Raw genomic sequence first — 19,652 nt, 5'->3', positions numbered from 1 at the left:
TTTACCCGGCTGTGCCCTGAGCTGCTGCAAGGCGGCAAAACCCTGGCCGGCACGCCGGTTAGGGTGCAGTTGTTAGGGCAAGAGCCCGGCTGGCTGGCCGAAAACGCGCTGCGGGCAGTTGAGCTGGGATCACCCGGCGTCGACTTAAATTTCGGTTGTCCGGCAAAAGCGGTAAACAAAAGCCGCGGCGGTGCGGTGCTGTTAAAAGAAACCGACAAGCTGTACCGGATTGTTAAAGCGGTGCGCGATGCAGTACCGCCAGCCTTTGCCGTCAGCGCTAAAATCCGTTTAGGTTATGAGGATACCAGCCTTACCCTGGATAATGCCTGCGCTATTGCCGCGGCCGGTGCCAGCAGTTTGGCCGTGCATGCCCGCACTAAAACCGACGGATACCGGCCACCAGCCTACTGGCCCTGGATTGCCCGGATTAAACAGCATGTCTCTATTCCACTGATTGCCAATGGCGAAATATGGACCGCCAGCGATGCGCTGCTTTGTCAGCAACAAAGCAATTGTCAGGATATTATGCTGGGCCGTGGCGCACTGGCGATGCCCAACCTGGCACAGCATATCCGCCTGCAGCAGCCCGCCATGCCTTGGCCTCAGGTATTGCAGCTGTTAATGCACTACTCCGAATTTGAAATTGCCGGCGACAAAGGCAAATATTATGCTAACCGGGTAAAACAGTGGTTTAGTTACTTAAAATTGCAGTACCCTGAAGCCCAAAGCTTATTCAGCCAACTGCGGCTGCTTGGCAAAAGCCAGGATATCCTAGCGCTGCTGCAACAGCAGTTAGCCAAATAATCTGAAGCGTCAGCGGCGTACAACGGGAGTAACAGATGCAGCAAGGCAGCCTGATATGTGTTGGCACCGGTATTATGCTTGGCGCCCATCTTGACCCCTTAAGCCGCAACTATATAGAGCAGGCCGATGTGGTGTTTATGCTAATGGCCGATGCGATGACCGAGCAATGGCTACTGCAAATGCACCCCGACGTCCGCTCGTTACAGCCTTATTATCATCAGGCGCCATCGCGCCAACATAGCTACCAGCTGATGGTCGAGGCAATGCTGGCTGAAGTAACAGCCGGTAAAAAAGTGGTCGGCGCTTTTTATGGTCACCCGGCGGTGTTTGCGCTGGTGCCGCATGAGGCGGTGCGCCAGGCCCGTGAGCTGGGTTATTACAGCAAAATGCTGCCTGGTATTTCAGCAGAAGATTGCCTGTATGCCGATTTAGGCATAGATCCGGGCCGCTATGGCTGCCAGCTGCATGAATGCAGCCAGTTTATGTTTTATCAGCGCACTATAGATACCGCAGCCTATTTAGTACTGTGGCAATTGGGGGTGGCAGGAGATCGCAGCCTGGCCCGTTTTAGTACCCCCGGCCAGTACCGCCAGCTGTTAACCGATTATTTATGCCAGTTTTATCCGCCGGGGCATATGATTACCCTGTACGAAGCGGCCAGCCTGCCAACCGAACAGCCGCGCATTGATAGCCTGCCACTTAATGCGCTGGCCAGTGCGGCCGTGACCGGCAAAACCACACTGGTTATCCCTCCGGCCAGTAAACTGCAGCCGAACACGACCATGCTGGCCCAGCTGGCTGCGCTTGATGCTCAGCCCGATATTAAACCCGATGCCACCAGCTGAGCCGGTATTAAGCCTGTCGCCGCTAACGCCAGCCGCAGAGCCGCTGTTTATTGCACTTTTTAGCTGCCCGCAGGTAATGCAATATATTCAGCCGCCGCTAAGCGTGGACGAAGCGCGGCAACGTTTTGGCCGGATCCTTAAACTCAGCACTGGGCCGGCCTATTATCTGGTTAACCATAGCCCCAGCCAGCAAAACATTGGCCTGGCCATGCTGAATATATTGCCAGAGCAAGGCAGTGCCGAAATAGGCCGGATGCTGCTTCCGGCCTGGCAACAGCAGGGGCTGGGTACCGCGCTTGGCCAGTTACTGCTGCAAACCGCCAGCGCAGATAGCCGGGTGACACAGCTGACCACGCGTATTCACAGCACCAATAACGCAGCTATTAGCTCTGCCCGTAAACTGGGTTTTGCACAACAACACCGCCTGCCAGACGATTTTTTACTGTTCAGTCTGCAAATAAAATAAGCACAAATAGTACTTGTAGCTTTTGTTAAAACTACCTAAATTAGGCATAACTTCTTAGCAATGCCGACCATTATGCCAAATATTACCGAACAGTTAGTTACCCTGGCGCTGCAACCCAACTGGGATAACACGCCGAGTGAAGCCGTCACTGCACTGCAACAGGTGCTGGCCAGTGACGAGCAGGCGCTGCTAAAAGAGAAAATTATTTGTTTTATAATAACTCCTGCCCCTGAGGAACCAGAGAAACAGGAACCTCAAGAACCTACAACGCCAGAACCTGAACCTGAACCTGAACCTGAAGATAATAAAGATTTATTAAAATCAGCAGTTTAAGCGAATCATGGCAATACCCCGCTTACTGATTAAAATTATGGTTTTGGCTATATGTTTATGCATATTCAAAGTGTATGGAATAACTGTAACCGAAAATCTGAAGAAACTAGATGAACTTAGACTTAAAGATCCGGTACAGTTTAGTTATGCACTGCAGGCTTTAAAGGCAGAACTCGATACTCATAATTTAACTGCCACTGAGCAACAATATCTGGATCTACTAACTGCATACGATCTCACCACTAGAGGTGATTTTAAAACCGCATTGGAAATTCTGGAAAGTATTGATTTTAAGGACAATAATCTGATTACTTTAAGAGTAATTGGCCTTAAGGTTAATATTCACATACTGAGTTATCACTACCTTGAAGCTTTCCTCAGTGTTGAGCAACTATTAACTGCGTTACCAACACTGACAAATGACCTGAACTACTATCAGGTAATTGGCCAGGTAATCCTGCTTTTTAATAATATTGAACGCTATGACTTAACCCAGCAATTAATTGAAAGGGGATTATCTCTTAGCAAGAATGAAAGTTTGAGTTGTCGCTTAATGGCTCTCGGACTGCAAGGCACTTACCATACAGCCGGTTTTGACACCTATCTCACCAAATTTAATGAAGCCAATACGCTGTGTGAACAAGCGGCGGAATCTGTCTTTCAGTTGCTTATCATCCGCAACCATCTGTTTTACCTGCTGGAGCAACAGCAATATCACACTGTGCTGCAGCTGTATCACCAGCACCTGCCTAAAGTACAGGAGACCCGCTACCCGATATTAAGCGCCGGCTTTAATGCGGCCGCAGCCGAAGCACTGTTGCATTCAGACCAGCTGGAGCAGGCAGTTACGCTGGCGGCAGAGGCTGAGCGTATTTTACCCACTGATCGTAACGATCCTGCTGTACTGGCCACCTACCGGGTGCTTTATTTACTGGCCAAGCAGCAGGGTGATTTTCAGCAATTGCTGCAGTATGCTGATAAGCTCAGACAAACCGAAGTAGCCATTGCCGAGGAAAAAGCCAGTCAGCAACTGGCTTACCAGATGGCCAGCAGTGAAGCTCAGTTGCAGGCACGCCATATAGCCCTGCTCGATAAAGATAACGAACTGCTGTCGCTGGAGCGAAATTTATATCAGCAACAGGCAAAAAACCGTAACTTAATGCTGTATTTGTTGATTAGCCTGACACTGATGCTGGCGGTGCTGGCTTATCGCGGCATCAAAGGCAGCCGCCGCTTTCGGCACATGGCCGAGTATGATCAGCTTACCGGCATCAGCAATCGCTACCATTTTAACCAGCAAGCCAGGCTGGCTATTAGTTACTGTCAGAAAAAACAGAAGCCGCTTGCTGCTATCTTATTTGATTTAGATTATTTTAAGAGTATTAATGATAAATTCGGCCATGCCGCCGGTGACTGGGCCTTACAACAAGTGGTGCAAACTTGCCGCCATTTTATGCGTAACAGTGATATTTTCGGCCGCATTGGTGGTGAAGAGTTTGCGATAGTGTTACCCGACTGCGTGTTGTCTAAAGCAGAAATGCTGGCCGAAATATGCCGTGAGGCCTTAGCAACCATTAATACTGAGCAGTATGATCATCAAATTACCATCACCGCCAGTTTTGGGGTCAGTGATGTAAGTCAGTCGGGCTACGACCTAACAGAACTGCTGGCCGACGCTGACAAAGCCTTATACCAGGCTAAAAGAAAAGGCCGTAATCAGGTTTACAGCTCATAAAAACTGCGTCTGGCAGACGCCGGTCATCTCCTTCCTTTATTGTTTACAGTTGTAACTGGTCTTTCCAGCCTGTTTTTTTTGCATTGTCACTTGCTCAAAATATAAACAACACCTTTACTTTCTGTGGCCTGTTTTAAGCCGGTTTTCTGAGCTGTTTACCTTTGCTTTTCTGGCCTGCAAAGCCGCTTAACAGAACCATGGGGGTGCTGTTAAGGCGCACTAATGAGAAATGGAGTATTCATAAATGTCCTCAAAAAAAAATAAATTTGCCGGCAGCGTCCGGATTGCTTCAGCCTGCTTGCTGGCATTTAGCATTCAGGCAGCTTTAGCTCAGCAACAACTGCCGGTAAATGCTGCAGAAGGTGGCAACCTCTGGTTTGTCGAGTTGTCTGCTAACCCCATCGCCGATGGTAACTCAAAGAAAAATATTGCTGCTGCCCAAGGACAATTTCGCAAGGCAGCGAAAGACGCCGGAGTGCAGTTTAAAGAGCGGCGCAGTTTTGACACCTTGTTCAACGGATTTTCAATAGAGATCAGCCCGGCTGAACGCGCTAAGTTAATGCAAATTCCCGGCGTTAAAGCAATTTACCCGGTAGAATTAATTCAAACCCCTAATCCCGAAATTAACAGCGGCGGTTCTGCTGCTGATATGGCCACAGCGATTAGTATGACCGGTGCTGATATCGCGCAAAATACGTTGGGATATACTGGCACCGGCATTAAAGTCGCTGTCATGGATAGCGGGATTGATATTGACCATCCTGATTTTGGTGGTAACGGCAGCAATGGTTCAACCGCATTTCCAACACCGCGAATCGCCTATGGCTATGATTTTGTTGGTGATGCCTTTAATGCTGACCCGACCAGTCCTTCCTATAACCCGGTTCCCAATCCTGATGATAACCCGGATGACTGCGGTGGCCACGGCACTCACGTAGCCGGGATTGTTGGCGCCAATGGCACTGTTGTCGGCGTGGCTCCTGATGTTACCTTTGGTGCCTATCGGGTATTTGGCTGCAACGGCAGTACCACTGCCGATATTATGATTGCAGCGATGGAGCGGGCCTATGCAGATGGCATGCATATTTTAAATATGAGTATTGGCTCCGCATTTCAATGGCCACAGTATCCCACCGCTCAGGCGGCAGATCGTCTGGTTGAGCAAGGCATGGTGGTCGTCGCCTCAATTGGTAACAGTGGTGGCAGTGGCCTGTATTCTGCTGGTGCGCCGGGTCTTGGTGAGCATGTGATAGGGGTAGCATCTTTTGATAATGTCACCCTGTCTGACGTGCTGCAAGTTGCCGGCCGTAATATCACTTATAACACGATGAGTTTCAGCGTACCGGCACCCACTGCTGGCAACGAAGATCTGGTCTTTATTGGCCGGGCCTGCAACGGTGATCCATTATTAGCCATTCCGGCAGGCAAAGCGGCCCTGGCAGAGCGGGGAGTCTGTACCTTTAGGGAAAAAGCACTGAATGCGATAAATGCCGGTGCGACCTCAGTCGTGATCCATAACCTTAATCCAGGTAATTTCAGCGGTACCCTTAGCGGCCCTGTCGGACCGGTACCCGTGGTAAGCATCTCGTTGGAAGATGGTATGTTTATCAGAGGCCAGGCAGCGCCAGTGCTCACCTGGACCGATCAGAAGCTACCGGTAGGTGGTCTGATTTCCAGCTTCAGTTCTTACGGGTTGTCCCCCGATCTGGCATTAAAACCTGATATCGGTGCGCCGGGTGGTAGCATCTTCTCTACTTATCCGCTGGAGCGTGGCGGTTTTGCTACATTAAGTGGCACGTCAATGTCCTCTCCTCATGTTGCCGGCTCTGCGGCGTTATTGCTGCAGGCAAAACCTGAGACACCAGTGATGTCAGTCCGCTCTGTGCTGCAAAACAGCGCCGACCCAAAAGTCTGGTCGCTAAACCCCGGTTTAGGTTTCCTGGATAATGTCCATCGGCAGGGTGCAGGTATGGTAGATGTGGATGACAGCATCACTGCCAACACTTATATCACACCGGGTAAAATAGCTACTGGTGAAGGTGAAGCCGGGCCCTTTAGCCAACGCCTGACGGTATATAATAATGGAACCGAGGCAGTCACTTATCAGCTGTCTTCGGTGAATGCCCTGTCAACCGGCGGCATTATTACGCCCAGCTTCTTCGCAGGTAATGCCAGTGTTAGCTTCAGTAGCGATATGCTGACCGTAGCGCCAGGCAGCAGTGCGACGGTCGATGCCACCATCACTCCGGCTACCCTACCTGACTATGGTCAGTACGGTGGCTATATTGTATTTACGCCAGATGATGGCGGACAGGCTTACCGTGTGCCGTTTGCCGGCTTTGTCGGTGATTATCAGAGCATTCAGGTCTTAGCGCCAACGGGTAATGGCTTCCCATGGCTCGCTCAGCTGAGCGGTGGCTTCTTTGCCCCTTGCACCGTCAATTGCAGTTACAGTATGCAGGGAGATGATCTGCCCTGGTTCCTGATCCACTTTGATCATCATGCCCGCTATATGGAAATGAATATCCTGCATGCGGGTTCAATGCAGCCTGTTCATCCGGTGTTCCATAAAACCAATGTGTATGATTATCTGCCCCGTAACAGCACTCCAACAGGCTTCTTTACCTTCAGCTGGGATGGCACACGCATCCATAGTAACGGCGGTAAAGGTAAAACAAAAGTCGTGCCTGATGGCGATTACGTATTGCAGTTAAGAGTACTGAAAGCGCTCGGCGATGAAAGTAATCCTGCGCACTGGGAAACCTGGACCTCGCCAGTTATTACCATAGCCCGTTAAGCGCAAGCTTAATACGCAAAAGGCGAACCAGAGGTTCGCCTTTTTTCCGTTTAGCAGCCGGTCTTTTTTGCTGCTAAGACCAATTCAACACTACCTTGCCTGACTGGCCGGAACACATAATGTCAAAACCTTCCTGGAAGCGCTCCATCGGCATTTCATGCGTTACCATCGGCGTTAAATCCAGCCCTGACTGAATTAAACTGGCCATTTTATACCAGGTTTCAAACATTTCCCGGCCGTAAATCCCTTTAATAATAAGCCCTTTGAAAATGACTTTATTCCAGTCGACTGCCATATCTGACGGTGGAATGCCTAGCATAGCAATCTTGCCACCATGGTTCATGGTATCGAGCATGCTGCGAAACGCTGAGGGCACCCCGGACATTTCCAGTCCGACATCAAAGCCCTCTGTCATGCCAAGCTCTTTCATCACATCTTTTAAATTCTGTTTGCTGACATCAACTGCTTTTGTAGCACCCATTTTCAGCGCTAAATCCAGCCGGTACTGATTAACATCCGTGATCACCACATGGCGGGCACCGACATGCCTCGCAACTGCCGCCGCCATAATACCAATAGGACCGGCGCCGGTAATCAGCACATCTTCGCCAACCAGATCAAACGACAGAGCGGTATGAACCGCATTGCCGAAAGGATCAAATATCGCCGCGATATTATCCGGTATATTGTCGGGTAATTTAAAGGCGTTAAACGCCGGGATCACCAGGTACTCGGCAAAGGATCCCGGCCGGTTAACACCCACACCAGTGGTATTACGGCACAAATGAACCCGGCCAGCACGGCAGTTACGACAATAGCCACAGGTAATATGACCTTCACCAGACACCCTGTCACCTACTTTAAACCCTTTGACTTCAGAGCCCATACCCTCAATAACACCAACGTACTCATGGCCGACAACCATACCGTGCGGTATCGTATTCTGGGCCCATTCATCCCATTTGTAGATATGGACATCGGTGCCGCAGATCGCGGTTTTTTTTATTTTAATTAACACGTCATTCGGACCCACTTCCGGTTTTTCAACCTCAGTTTGCCAAATGCCCGGTTCTGCTTTTAATTTTGCTAATGCTTTCATTTTACGTCCCGCCCTTATGCGATCACGCCCATGTCTTTACCTATCCGGATAAAAGCAGCAATTGCTTTATCCAGTTGTGCTTTGCTGTGTGCGGCGGAAATTTGCGTCCGGATCCGTGCCTGCCCTTTGGGCACCACCGGAAAGGAGAAACCCACCACATAAATACCTTCTGCCAGCATCCGTTTTGCCATTTCGGCCGCGACTTTAGCATCGCCCAGCATTACCGGAATAATGGCATGATCTTTCCCTGCCAGGGTAAAACCTGCCGCCGCCATTTTTTCGCGAAAATAATTGGCGTTCTGCCATAACTTCGCGCGCAATTCATCACCTGACGCCAGCATCTCCAGCACTTTAATCGATGCGGTGACGATAGACGGTGCCAGGGAATTTGAAAATAAATAAGGCCGTGAGCGCTGGCGCAGCCAGGCAATCACTTCTTTTTTACCGGAGGTATAACCGCCTGAAGCGCCACCAAGTGCTTTACCCAGGGTGCCGGTAATAATATCTACCCGCTCCAGCACGTCACAGTATTCGTGAGTACCACGGCCATTTTTACCGACAAAACCGACCGCATGGCTATCATCGACCATGACCAGCGCGTTGTACTTATCAGCCAGGTCACATACCGACTTTAAATCAGCGATAACGCCATCCATCGAAAATACACCGTCAGTGGCGATCAGTTTAAAACGGGCGCCGTCGGCATCAGCCTGTTTTAACTGGGCTTCCAAATCTGCCATATCATTATTGGCATAGCGGTAGCGCTTCGCTTTACACAACCTGACACCATCAATAATCGAAGCATGATTTAACGCATCAGAGATAACAGCGTCTTCTGCGCCTAAAATAGTTTCAAATAACCCGCCATTCGCATCAAAGCAAGAGGAATACAAAATAGTATCTTCGGTACCCAGAAACTCGCTGATCTTCCCTTCAAGCGTTTTATGAATATCCTGAGTACCACAAATGAATCGTACCGAGGCCACGCCAAAGCCATGGCTATCCAGCCCCTGTTTGGCCGCTGCAATTAAATCCGGGTGATTAGCCAAACCTAAATAATTATTGGCACAGAAATTTAATACCTGAGTTCCGCCTACGGTAACATCGGCCTGCTGCTGGGAGGAGATAATCCGTTCTGCTTTAAATAACCCTTCAGTGGTTACCTCTTCGATTTGCTGTTGTAAATGTTGCAGAAAAGCGCTGTTGCGCATGCGGCCTCCTGGTTGGCGATAGTCTGAGCAGATTTAAAAGATGCACATTGTAATGGTTAACACGCTGCTATGCAGCGTTTGGTTGTCACGTTGCAATATGGTCAGGTTTACAGCTGTAAATAATCAGATACAAGCCGGCTGGTTTCAACTAGCTGGTCTGATCTGCACCCGCCAAATTGGCATAGTGCTGTTGTAATTTACTGATCTGCGGCAGAGCCTGAACGGTGGCATAAGGTTTAAACAGTAATAGTACCTTTAACACGCCCTGATAAACACTTGCCTGATCAATGGCTTTGTCTGGAGCCTGAGTTTTCAGATAACTTATCCAGAATGTCACCAGCAACTTAATGCTATGAGCAAAGCCGGTGATGTCTTCATCGGCAATTTCAATAATGGCTTTTGCCTTCAATACCTTCAGCACTGAAATCACCCGCTCCAGCACACCTTGTTGTACTTTGGCGTAATCCTGCTGTAAGGCACTGTCACGGGCCAGGATATCCGGCAGATTGGCATAGAAAAAATGAAAACGCCACATCAGCTCGAACACCGCATCCAGATACTCCGCCAGGGCATCAAGCGCCTCTGTCTTAGCCGCTGGCGGTTTAATTCGGGTTTCCAGTAACTTGGCATACTCTTTAAAAATCTGCCGGACAATGTCTTCTTTATTTCGAAAATGATAGTACAAATTACCCGGACTGATGCCCAGATGGGCCGCGATATGATTGGTGGTTACCTGACGTTCACCAACCTCATTAAATAACGCAATACTGGCCTGCAGAATTTTATCTTTGGTTCTGAGCTTTTTTTCCATGTCGGCAGCTAAGCTTCTTTGTTGCTACAGTAATTTGCTATAGTAACGCCAAACTGACTAAAAACTCTAGTCGCTTACGCCTTCATGGCATCGGCTGACGACAACTTAAGCATATCAATATGAAAGTAAAAGCCATTTATCCAGGCACCTTCGACCCATTAACCAATGGTCATAGTGATTTAGTATTGCGGGCTGCCAGGCTGTTTGATGCCGTGGTTGTCGGGGTCGCGGCCAACCCGAGTAAGCAACCCTTGTTCAGCCTGGATGAACGGGTTCAACTGGCAGAGCAGGCGTTTGCTGGCTGCAGCAATGTGCAGGTCATTGGCTTTTCCGGTTTATTAGCGCAGTTTGCAAAAGAGCAACAGGCTCTGGTGCTGCTGCGGGGAGTGCGCGCTGTGGCCGACTATGAATATGAGTTTCAGCTGGCCAGCATGAACCGCCAGTTGAATCCGGAGCTTGATAGCCTGTTTATGACCCCGTCGGAAAAAAATACCTTTATTTCGTCTACCCTGGTCAAAGAAGTGTGCCGGCATGGCGGTGATATCAGTAGTTTTGTGCCCGCTCATGTTGAGCGGGCTTTACAGGCAAAATTCAGAAAAAACTGACCTGGAGCATTAACGCCAGCTTCTCAGTTTATGCCCTTTGAACGCATAAAACAGAATATAAGCGTAACAAGGCAGCATCATCCAGTAAGCAAGCTGGCTATTGCCGCTGGTGTGAGCCAGATAACCATAAACCAGCGGTAAAAGCGCGCCGCCAGCAATACCCATAATCAGTAAAGCCGATCCGGTGCTGGTAAGCTTACCCAGTCCCTGAAGGGCCAGCGGCCATACTGCCGGCCATACCAGGGCATTGGCAAACCCCAGTAATGCCAGAAACAATACGGTATCGGGCACCAGTGGAACACCCCACCAGCCGAACAGCATGTCGGCCAGTAAATGGCTTTCCGTACTACCGAACATAACACCCAGGGTAAACACGATGCCAAACAGCGCCGAGCCTTGCAAAGCCCGCTCCTGGGATAAGTATTTTGGAATACAGCACACCCCAACCAGATAACCCAGTACCATAAATGCCATAGTATAAGACGTTAAAGCACCAAAATGAGCCACACCCAGCCCCTGGCCATATAAACCAATAGTATCACCGGCAATAACCTCGACCCCGACATAAACAAACAGGGCAAGCACACCCAGCATCAGATGTGGGTAACTAAACACAGCCGTCCAGGATGGGTTGGCAGCCGCAGTATCGTTACTGTCATTTAAATTTAACTCAGGTAACGGTGAAAACTTTACAAACGCCGCCAACAGCAATAATACTGCGGTCATATAAATATATGGCGTCACCAGGCGGTTAGACAATTCGGCCAGTTGTTCACTTCGTTCTGCTGCTGGCAGCAACGCCAGTGCCTCCTCTGAAAACTGCTCAATACCGGTTAATACCCAGGCAGTAAAAATAATAGGCACGATAAAACCGGCCCCCTTGTTAACCAGCCCCATAATACTGATCCGCATCGCGGCACTTTCACGTGAGCCAATACAGACGACATAGGGATTGGCAGCAGTTTGCAAAATGGTCAGACCCGTGCCGAGGATAAATAGGGCAGCCAGGAATAATGCATAGTGAGATGTTTGCGCCGCAGGAATGAACATAATGGCGCCGATGGCCATGATCAGTAAGCCCAGCACCATGCCATTTTTATAACCTGCTTTGTTTAATACCAATGACATCGGCAATGCCATCACCACATAGGCAATGTAAAATGCAAACGTCACCAGCAATGCCTGAAACTCATTCAGATCGCAGACAATTTTTAAAAATGGAATTAATGAGCCATTCAGCCAGGTAACAAAACCAAAAATAAAGAATAAGATGGCGATAATAATCATTGGCAGCAAGGCACTTTGGCGCCCGGGCCGGGCAGCAGAGGTATTCATCTGGTTCATTCCCTTTGTCCTGTTTATTCCAGCGGCCGCACCTGATAAACAGTGCTGCCGGCTATCCAGTTATGCTGAACCTGAAACTGTTCATCCAGTAATACCATATCAGCCCGATATCCCTGACGAAGCCGCCCATAGCGGTCAGCACAGCCTAACGCCTCGGCAGGATAAAGCGTCGCCATTCGCAATGCTTCATCCGGTTCAACCGCAAGGGCCTGGATGGTATAACGCACCGCACTTGCCATATCCAGCACAGAGCCCGCCAGTGCCCCGGTTTCGTTAGTCAACTTGTTACCCTGGCGGATAACTTTACCGCCAAAAAAAGCAAATTCGCAATCCGTGGTGCCAACCGGTGACATCGCATCGGTTACCAACAGCATTTTACCCTTAGGTTTGGCGGCCAGGGCCAGCTTTGCCGCAATAGGATGCAAATGCTGACCATCCAGAATTATGCCACACCAGCTGTCAGCATCTGTCAGTGCCACGCCCACCATCCCCGGCTCGCGTGACGTCAGTGGCGACATCGCATTATATAAATGGGTAAAGCCTCTGGCTCCGGCAGCCAGTGCAAGCTCTACTGTCGCAGCATCGGCATCAGAGTGGCCCAGCCATACCTGCATGCCAGCCTCTGTTAATTGCTTTATTTGTGCCGGCGTCACATTCTCCGGTGCCACCGTAATAAGCTTGATGCCAATATCGTTGCGCTGATAAATCGCCATTTCAGAGTCGGTAAGCGGTCGGATATGGCAGGCAGGGTGAACTCCCTTTTTGGGGACAGATAAATGCGGACCTTCAAAATGCAGGCCAATAATACCCGGTAATTTTGCTGCAATAGCCTGCGCTACCACATCTGCCGCTTGCTGCATTACCGAAACAGAATCAGTAATAACAGTCGGTAGCATGGCTGTGGTGCCAAAACAGGCATGCGCCTTTGCCATTATTTGCAGAGTAGCTAAATCGGGGGCCGTATTAAAGAGTACGCCGCCACCGCCATTCACCTGCAGGTCAATAAAACCCGAGGCCAGCGCCCCGGCATGAACGGCACCGGCTGCTGGTCTTATCCCGGTAATGATGCCTTGCTGCCAGCTTAGCTCAACATTATAGTGCCAGGTGTCGCCATCAAATAACCGGGCAACAGCAATACTGCCGGTTGTCAGGTTCTGTTTTGCTGCTGTCATCATTTGGTCATTCAAATTAATGTGCCCTACTCACTATGCCAGAGCCATAATTAAACTCAAGCCACCCTGCAACAAGGTGCTGGCTGACTAAGCTATGTGACGGCTAACCGCGGCTCAAGCCAGACAGCCTGCCGGGAACCTGAAAAAAAATGGCACCCTCAAGTGCCATTTTCTCCGCATGCTACTTAAGCCGGTTTTGCCAGCTTCTGCACCAGTTTCTGCGTATGCTGCAGTGACATCAGATGGGCGTAGATGGCTGTCAGAAAGCCTGACTTTCTAAGTTCCAGAAACGCGTCATTGTCCAACTCGTTGAGCTTTTTCTCGTCAACCATATGAATCCCGTTGATATTACGGGGTTCACCGTCGACGGTAATAGTAAGCACCTGCTCTTTAATCAGCCCCAGGCTTTTTAATTTCGCACTGAAACCACGGGTCATCTGACTGTATTCTACATAATCACTCATTTGTTTTTTGCGATCGGCCAGATAATCGGTTTCACTGCCGTCGTCTTTAAATAACGGAAAGCCTTCATTTTCATTTACCCGTGCTGACGATTCATCCACTGCCACCACTAACCGATCACTGTCTGGATCTGGTTGCACCAGCACTAACGGATAATTGCGTGCAACACGCGGTACGTAAAGAGCCTGCCATTTACCCTCTTCAATTATCAGGTTCTGGTTTGCAGCTAACCCCAGTAATACCACCGGCTGAAAACTGTCATTCTGGCTATCTTTAACAAACACAACGGGGAATTCAGCCCCAGCCACCACAAATTCGTGCACGACTATTGGCAGCATATGCTCATTGGCAATATGACTAAACGCATTCTCATTACTGATTTTAGTTTTGGCGTGTTGTTGTTTATTTAACGGGACTACTTTCTTCTGTTCCATAGATAACTCATTGTAATGGGATTTTTAAGATACCAGTGCGTTGCGGCATTTATTTTTCGGCAGCATCATCAGCTGCCACCGTCTGTTTTACTGGCGTACCGGCGTTATCTTGCGTTAAGTTGCGCTGGTAATCAACTGCTGAATGCTGATAAAACAAGGCGCCGCGGGGAGATTAGAAAAAAAGCCACTGATAACAGCGGCTTTTTTATCCAGGATAAAAGTCATTAAGCTTAGCCGGCACTAAACTGATAATAAGTGGGCGCGTTCGGCCCTACCGGGAAACCTGCAACAAACACCCACAAGATGAACAACAGTGTCCAGCCAATAAAAAATACCATCGAATAAGGCAACATCGTGGCAATCAGCGTTCCCAGCCCCATATCTTTTTTGTAGCGTGCCGCAACAGCAAGAATAAGACCAAAGTAACTCATCATCGGGGTAATAACATTGGTGACCGAGTCACCTATCCGGTAGGCTGCCTGGATCACTTCCGGTGAATAACCGACGATCATCAGCATAGGCACAAATATCGGCGCGGTAATAGCCCATTGCGCCGATGCTGAACCGAGCATCAGGTTAACAAAGCCGCACATCGCAATAAAGAACACAAACAGCAGGGGCCCGGTCAGTCCCATCTCTTGCAGGGCGGTAGCCCCTTTAACGGCGAAAATAGCCCCCATATTTGACCAGCCGAAAAAGGCCACAAACTGCGCAGCAAAAAACACCAGCACAATATACAGCCCCATCGAGCCGATGCTTTTGGACATCGCATTAATGACGTCACGATCGGTTTTCATGGTGCCGACAATTTTACCGTAGACAAAACCCGGAATCGCAAAGGTGATAAAAATAAAGACCACTATGCCTTTTAAAAACGGGGAATCCGGCACGCCGCCAGTCTCCGGGTTACGCAAAATCCCCCACTCCGGCACTATACTTAACGCCAACAAAATGGCTAACAGTAAAAAAGCCAGGCCAGCCCCTTTTAACCCTAATTTTTCCCGAGCTGTTAACTTATCCAGCTGCTGTGCGCCTAAATCAATAGACGCCTCATCTGCGTTATATTTCCCTAATTTTGGCTCAACAATTTTTTCGGTGACAATGGCGCCTAAGGCGGCGATTACAAAAGTACTGGCAATCATAAAATACCAGTTTGCCTCCGGACCGACATTATAGGTGGGGTCAATCAGGTTAGCGGCTGATGTGGTAAAGCCGGCCAGCAACGGGTCAACCGTACCAATAAATAAATTGGCGCTGTAACCGCCTGAGACGCCAGCAAAGGCCGCAGCCAACCCTGCCAGTGGGTGACGGCCCAGAGAGTGAAATATCACTGCCGCCATTGGAATGAGCACCACATAACCCAGCTCTGACGCGGTATTTGAAATAATACCGGCAAATACTACCGTTACGGTAACCATCCGCGGCGAAGCATTCATCACCAGGCCGCGCATCGCCGCCGAAATAAGACCTGAATGTTCGGCAATACTGACCCCGAGCAGGGCCACCAGCACCACACCAAGGGGCGGGAAGCTGGTAAAGTTAGTAACAAGATTAGCGATAATGCGTTGCAAACCGTCGACACTGAACAGACTGACCACCCGGATAATACCATCCGCTGAGCGTCCGGCTGCCCCTTCTGGCCGCGGGTCAATGGCGCTGAAATCGAAATAGGCAGCAACGCCACTGCCAACCACCACCAGAAGGGCAAATAAGGCAAATAACGTCACCGGGTGGGGTAATAAATTCCCCAGCCACTCTACCGTATCAAGAAAACGGGTAAACCAGCCACGCTTGGGCCCTGCCGGAGCAGGTGTTCTTCCAGCGTTTGTCATAAATGGATTCCTCTTGGTCAAAGCGCAGATAATGTTGTCAATTATCCGGAATTAGTTGATAGCTTTTTACTTATTTTAAGGCTCACAGCAGAAAAGTAGCGCAAGAGCCTGATATATCCCAACTTAATGGCGCCAGAATGCCACCTTAAGCTGACTTTTTATAGTATTTATCAGCCAAATCTATCACAGGAAGGGCTGACGGCAAAGCCTGAACCTTTGATACAGCGGGCTATCCGGCCAAACCAGAGCTGAAAACAACAAAATACGCGACAAATTCTCTGGTGTATCAGCAGTGTTTTGCAGCAGTTGTCTGCCTACGTAGCACTACATAGCACTAAAGTACCGTTGTAACTGCTGCCATGGCTGCCTAGCATAAGCAATCAATGATTACAGGAGCAACCTTATGCGTGCAGTGATTACCGGGGGTACCGGCGGTATCGGTTTTGCTATCGCCAGCCACTTTGGCAAAGCAGGTTATCAGGTGGTGCTGGCCGACTTAAATAAGGCACTGCTACAGCAAAAAACCAACGAACTTGGCAGCCAGGGGATTAACGCTGACTATTGTGTGCTGGATGTGACCGATCAGCAGGCCATTACCGACTGTGCCAGCCGTTTTCCGGCTGACATTCTGGTCAACAATGCCGGTATTCAGCATGTCGCCCGGCTTGAAGACTTTCCGCCGGAAAAGTGGGCTTTACTGTTAAATGTTATGTTAACCGGTCCGGCAATGTTAACCAGAGCCATGCTACCTTACATGCGTAATAATAATTTTGGCCGGGTTATTAATATCGGTTCAATTCATGCCGTCATTGCCTCGCCTTTCAAGTCAGCCTATGTTGCCGCCAAGCATGGCCTGCTTGGGTTCAGCAAGGTGGTAGCGCTGGAAAATGCCGATAAAAACTTTACGATTAATACCATTTGCCCGGCCTATGTGAAAACGCCGTTGGTGGAGCAGCAAATTGCCGCTCAGGCCAAAGAGCATAACCTGACAGAGCAGCAGGTCATTGAGCAGATTATGCTGGCACCAATGCCCCAGAAAGCCTTTATTGACGTCAGTGAAATCGCGGCAATGGCGGCGTTTCTTTGCCAGGATGCCGCCAGACATATGACAGCACAAACCCTGATCCTCGATGGCGGCTGGACCGCCCGCTAGCACTGCACCGGGATCTGAGGCACAATCGGCCAATGAGTAACTGATGACCTCACCCCAGCAAATGATTGAAAATGGCAGCGGCATTGGCCTGGCGACCATAGCCGCCATATCACTGGTATATCTGCTGATTTTATTCAGCGTGGGCCGCTTTGGCCGGCGTATCACTGCCCGCCACCCACTGGCGCCCTGGATATTCAGTTTTGCCTTATCTATTTATTGCACGTCCTGGGCATTTTACGGTGTAACAGCACAGGCTGCCGTAAATGGCTGGTGGATCCCCCCCACCTATATTGGCTCTTTTATTCTGTTCTGGTTTGGTTTTAAATTAATTGCCCGCATTGCCATTGCCTGCCGGCGCTACCGTATCACCTCCGTCGCCGATTTTATTGCTACCCGGTTTGGCCATTCCCGCTCGCTGGCAGTCATTATCACGTTAATTCTGATTATGGCGGTGATCCCTTATATTGCGTTGCAGTTGCACGCTGTATCTACCAGTATCAATACCCTGGTACAGGCAGAAGTTGGCCAGAGCTGGTATACCGATACCGGCTTTTACGTCAGCTTGTGGATGGCCGTATTTGCCCTGCTGTTTGTCGGTAAGAGCGCCAGAGCTCATCAACCCAACCCCGGGCTGATGACCGCCATTGCCTTTGAATCACTGATTAAACTGTTAGCCTTGCTGGCGATCGGCTGTTTTGTGGTGTTTGGCATCTTCGACGGTTTTGCCAGCATTTTTGACAGTGCTGCCAACCACGCTGCTATTAGTGAATTACGGCAGCAGGCTCTGCCCATGCATGCCTACTGGCTGCATGCTTTGCTGGGGTTTTTCGCAACCTTGTGTTTACCCAGACAATTTCATGTCAGCTTTGTTGAAAACCAGAATTTAAGTCACTTGCGTAGTGCCCGCTGGATTTTCCCATTGTATTTATTGCTGATGAGCATTTTTACCCTGCCGCTGGCGCTGGCCGGCGTCATGCTGCTCGGTAACAACGTTAATATTGATGTGGTGGTGCTGCAACTGCCATTGGCGGCAAACCGCACCGACATTGCCCTGCTGGCTTATCTTGGTGGCTTTTCTGCGGCAACCAGTATGGTGGTGGTTGCCACCGTCGTGCTCGGTATTATGATTACCAACGAATTGCTGGCACCGCTGATTTACCGCAGCAGTCAGCTGCAGCCGGAACAACAAAACAAAATAAAAGTCGCCACGCTGCGCCGCTCGGCCATGCTGACTGTAATGGCTCTGGGGTTTGTTTACTACCGGTTTATTGGTACCGAAACTGGCCTGGCTCAGCTAGGGCTGATGGCCTTTGCGCTGGTGGCCCAGCTGGCCCCGGCATTAATCCTGGGGTTGCTGTCACGAAAAGTTAACCGCCAGGGTGCTATTGCCGGTGTGCTAAGCGGTGCGGTGGTGTGGGCCTATATTCTGCTGTTGCCGGAGGTCAGTCGCGCCGGTTTAATGGGCTCTGGCTGGCTGAGCCAGGGTCCTTTTGGTCTGTTATGGCTCGCCCCGCAACAATTGTTTGGCTGGCGCGCCGACCCGTTAAGTTTGGGTGTCCTGTTAAGTTTATCGGTAAACTGTCTGATGGTATTGCTGGTAAGCCGGTTCAGTAATACCCGGGTCAGCGAATGGCTGGAAAGCGGCCGTTTCTTAAGAACTCAGCTAACTCATGATAATAACCGGCGCAGTCTGGCACTGAGCGTGCAGGATTGTTTTTTACTGGTAAGACGCTTTGCCGGCGAGAAAGAGGCAAGGCGGCTGTTATTGCGTAATTTAAAAGACCCGAATCCGGCTCAGAATCAGCTGGCCCCCCCTAATCTGGTGCAAGCGGCCGAACGCACGCTGGCAGCCGTCGTCGGCGGTGCTTCAATGCGGCTGATTATGGACGCTGCCGGTAAACATGCTCAGTTACCGATGGAAACGGTAGAACGTTTTGTTGATGAAGCCAGTCAGGTTTTTCAGTTTAACCAGGCATTACTGCTCTCAACCATTGATAATATCAGCCAGGGAATAAGCGTAGTCGATGCTGATTTAAGACTGATAGCCTGGAATCAGCGCTATATTGATATGTTCAGTTATCCGCCCGGTATGGTGGAAGTAGGTAAGCCGGTGGCTGAGGTTATTCGCTTTAATCTGCAGCGGGGGCTTATCGACAGCGAAAATATCGAGGCAGAAATCAGCAAACGGCTGAGCTTTCTGCGCCAGGGTAGCAGTTACAAATTTCAACGTCAGCAACAGGATGGCAGAGTGCTGGAGATGCAGGGCAACCCGCTACCCGGCGGTGGCTTTGTTACGACCTATACCGATGTCAGCTCTTTTATTGAAGTTCAGACTCAGCTGGAGCAAAGCAATACCTTACTGGAACAACGAGTGACCGAGCGCACCTACGAACTGCAACAATTAAATCAGCAACTGCAGCATACCCAAAAACAACTGGAAGCCAGTACCGCCGCAAAAACCCGTTTTTTTGCCGCAGCCAGTCACGACTTAATGCAGCCATTTAATGCTGCGGCACTATTTGCCGGCTTGCTGCGCCAGCAAAGTACCA

16 protein-coding genes are annotated in these 19,652 nt (G+C 49.8%); 9 read left to right on the top strand and 7 right to left on the bottom strand.

Annotated elements, in window-relative coordinates:
- The 6 genes from R3177_RS05875 to R3177_RS05850 all read left to right on the top strand — a co-directional run.
- The coding region (locus R3177_RS05875) for a tRNA-dihydrouridine synthase (protein WP_318970108.1) at positions 1–804 on the top strand (804 nt) is incomplete at its 5' end.
- 35 nt (positions 805–839) lie between these two features.
- On the top strand, positions 840–1,649 hold the full coding sequence (locus R3177_RS05870) for an SAM-dependent methyltransferase (RefSeq protein ID WP_318970107.1): 810 nt from the start codon (positions 840–842) through the stop codon (positions 1,647–1,649).
- Positions 1,612–2,115: a GNAT family N-acetyltransferase gene (locus tag R3177_RS05865; protein ID WP_318970106.1), complete on the top strand. Its 504-nt coding sequence runs from the start codon at positions 1,612–1,614 to the stop codon at positions 2,113–2,115. Before R3177_RS05870 ends, R3177_RS05865 begins: the two co-directional genes overlap by 38 nt.
- 72 nt (positions 2,116–2,187) lie before the next feature.
- A complete protein-coding gene (locus R3177_RS05860; RefSeq protein ID WP_318970105.1) occupies positions 2,188–2,448 on the top strand; it encodes a hypothetical protein in 261 nt (86 codons plus the stop codon).
- Positions 2,449–2,518: 70 nt separating this feature from the next.
- Positions 2,519–4,183: a GGDEF domain-containing protein gene (locus R3177_RS05855; RefSeq protein WP_318970104.1), complete on the top strand. Its 1,665-nt coding sequence runs from the start codon at positions 2,519–2,521 to the stop codon at positions 4,181–4,183.
- Between the two features lie 244 nt (positions 4,184–4,427).
- Positions 4,428–6,980: a S8 family serine peptidase gene (locus R3177_RS05850; protein WP_318970103.1), complete on the top strand. Its 2,553-nt coding sequence runs from the start codon at positions 4,428–4,430 to the stop codon at positions 6,978–6,980.
- 73 nt (positions 6,981–7,053) lie between these two features.
- Here R3177_RS05850 and tdh read toward each other — a convergent pair whose 3' ends face one another.
- From tdh to R3177_RS05835, 3 genes are all read right to left on the bottom strand, one after another.
- Positions 7,054–8,079, bottom strand: coding sequence for an L-threonine 3-dehydrogenase (tdh, locus tag R3177_RS05845; RefSeq protein ID WP_318970102.1), 1,026 nt, complete (start codon positions 8,077–8,079; stop codon positions 7,054–7,056).
- Positions 8,080–8,093: 14 nt separating this feature from the next.
- Positions 8,094–9,290 carry a glycine C-acetyltransferase gene (locus R3177_RS05840; protein WP_318970101.1) on the bottom strand — a complete coding sequence of 399 codons (1,197 nt, stop codon included), beginning with the start codon at positions 9,288–9,290 and terminating at the stop codon, positions 8,094–8,096.
- Positions 9,291–9,438: 148 nt separating this feature from the next.
- Positions 9,439–10,101 (bottom strand): TetR/AcrR family transcriptional regulator, encoded by a 663-nt coding sequence (locus tag R3177_RS05835; RefSeq protein WP_318970100.1) that lies wholly within the window; start codon positions 10,099–10,101, stop codon positions 9,439–9,441.
- A 119-nt stretch (positions 10,102–10,220) separates the two neighbouring features.
- Here R3177_RS05835 and coaD point away from each other — a divergent pair, with 119 nt between their 5' ends.
- Complete coding sequence (gene coaD, locus R3177_RS05830; protein ID WP_318970099.1) at positions 10,221–10,706, top strand: pantetheine-phosphate adenylyltransferase; 486 nt, start codon at positions 10,221–10,223, stop codon at positions 10,704–10,706.
- A gap of 9 nt (positions 10,707–10,715) precedes the next feature.
- Here the strand turns inward: coaD and R3177_RS05825 are convergent, their stop codons facing one another.
- The 4 genes from R3177_RS05825 to R3177_RS05810 all read right to left on the bottom strand — a co-directional run bounded on the left by R3177_RS05825 (position 10,716) and on the right by R3177_RS05810 (position 15,950).
- On the bottom strand, positions 10,716–12,050 hold the full coding sequence (locus tag R3177_RS05825) for a sugar MFS transporter (RefSeq protein ID WP_318970098.1): 1,335 nt from the start codon (positions 12,048–12,050) through the stop codon (positions 10,716–10,718).
- 14 nt (positions 12,051–12,064) lie between these two features.
- On the bottom strand, positions 12,065–13,222 hold the full coding sequence (gene nagA, locus R3177_RS05820) for an N-acetylglucosamine-6-phosphate deacetylase (RefSeq protein WP_318970097.1): 1,158 nt from the start codon (positions 13,220–13,222) through the stop codon (positions 12,065–12,067).
- A 185-nt stretch (positions 13,223–13,407) separates the two neighbouring features.
- Complete coding sequence (locus R3177_RS05815; protein WP_318970096.1) at positions 13,408–14,118, bottom strand: SapC family protein; 711 nt, start codon at positions 14,116–14,118, stop codon at positions 13,408–13,410.
- A 230-nt stretch (positions 14,119–14,348) separates the two neighbouring features.
- Complete coding sequence (locus tag R3177_RS05810) at positions 14,349–15,950, bottom strand: AbgT family transporter (RefSeq protein ID WP_318970095.1); 1,602 nt, start codon at positions 15,948–15,950, stop codon at positions 14,349–14,351.
- Positions 15,951–16,353: 403 nt separating this feature from the next.
- Between R3177_RS05810 and R3177_RS05805 the strand changes: the two genes are divergently transcribed.
- Together R3177_RS05805 and R3177_RS05800 are read left to right on the top strand one after the other, a co-directional pair.
- Positions 16,354–17,103 (top strand): 3-hydroxybutyrate dehydrogenase, encoded by a 750-nt coding sequence (locus R3177_RS05805; protein WP_318970094.1) that lies wholly within the window; start codon positions 16,354–16,356, stop codon positions 17,101–17,103.
- Positions 17,104–17,146: 43 nt separating this feature from the next.
- The coding region (locus R3177_RS05800) for a PAS-domain containing protein (RefSeq protein ID WP_318970093.1) at positions 17,147–19,652 on the top strand (2,506 nt) is incomplete at its 3' end.

The organism is Arsukibacterium sp., assembly GCF_033722355.1.
Taxonomy (GTDB): domain Bacteria; phylum Pseudomonadota; class Gammaproteobacteria; order Enterobacterales; family Alteromonadaceae; genus Alishewanella.
This window is presented reverse-complemented; position numbering and strand designations above follow the sequence as displayed.

Bases quoted from the DNA above. Each gene is read 5' to 3' on its own strand.
- R3177_RS05870 (WP_318970107.1), top strand. From the start codon at position 840: ATGCAGCAAGGCAGCCTGATATGTGTTGGCACCGGTATTATGCTTGGC.
- R3177_RS05865 (WP_318970106.1), top strand. From the start codon at position 1,612: ATGCTCAGCCCGATATTAAACCCGATGCCACCAGCTGAGCCGGTATTA.
- R3177_RS05860 (WP_318970105.1), top strand. From the start codon at position 2,188: ATGCCAAATATTACCGAACAGTTAGTTACCCTGGCGCTGCAACCCAAC.
- R3177_RS05850 (WP_318970103.1), top strand. From the start codon at position 4,428: ATGTCCTCAAAAAAAAATAAATTTGCCGGCAGCGTCCGGATTGCTTCA.
- tdh (WP_318970102.1), bottom strand. From the start codon at position 8,079: ATGAAAGCATTAGCAAAATTAAAAGCAGAACCGGGCATTTGGCAAACT.
- R3177_RS05840 (WP_318970101.1), bottom strand. From the start codon at position 9,290: ATGCGCAACAGCGCTTTTCTGCAACATTTACAACAGCAAATCGAAGAG.
- R3177_RS05835 (WP_318970100.1), bottom strand. From the start codon at position 10,101: ATGGAAAAAAAGCTCAGAACCAAAGATAAAATTCTGCAGGCCAGTATT.
- coaD (WP_318970099.1), top strand. From the start codon at position 10,221: ATGAAAGTAAAAGCCATTTATCCAGGCACCTTCGACCCATTAACCAAT.
- R3177_RS05825 (WP_318970098.1), bottom strand. From the start codon at position 12,050: ATGAACCAGATGAATACCTCTGCTGCCCGGCCCGGGCGCCAAAGTGCC.
- nagA (WP_318970097.1), bottom strand. From the start codon at position 13,222: ATGACAGCAGCAAAACAGAACCTGACAACCGGCAGTATTGCTGTTGCC.
- R3177_RS05815 (WP_318970096.1), bottom strand. From the start codon at position 14,118: ATGGAACAGAAGAAAGTAGTCCCGTTAAATAAACAACAACACGCCAAA.
- R3177_RS05810 (WP_318970095.1), bottom strand. From the start codon at position 15,950: ATGACAAACGCTGGAAGAACACCTGCTCCGGCAGGGCCCAAGCGTGGC.
- R3177_RS05805 (WP_318970094.1), top strand. From the start codon at position 16,354: ATGCGTGCAGTGATTACCGGGGGTACCGGCGGTATCGGTTTTGCTATC.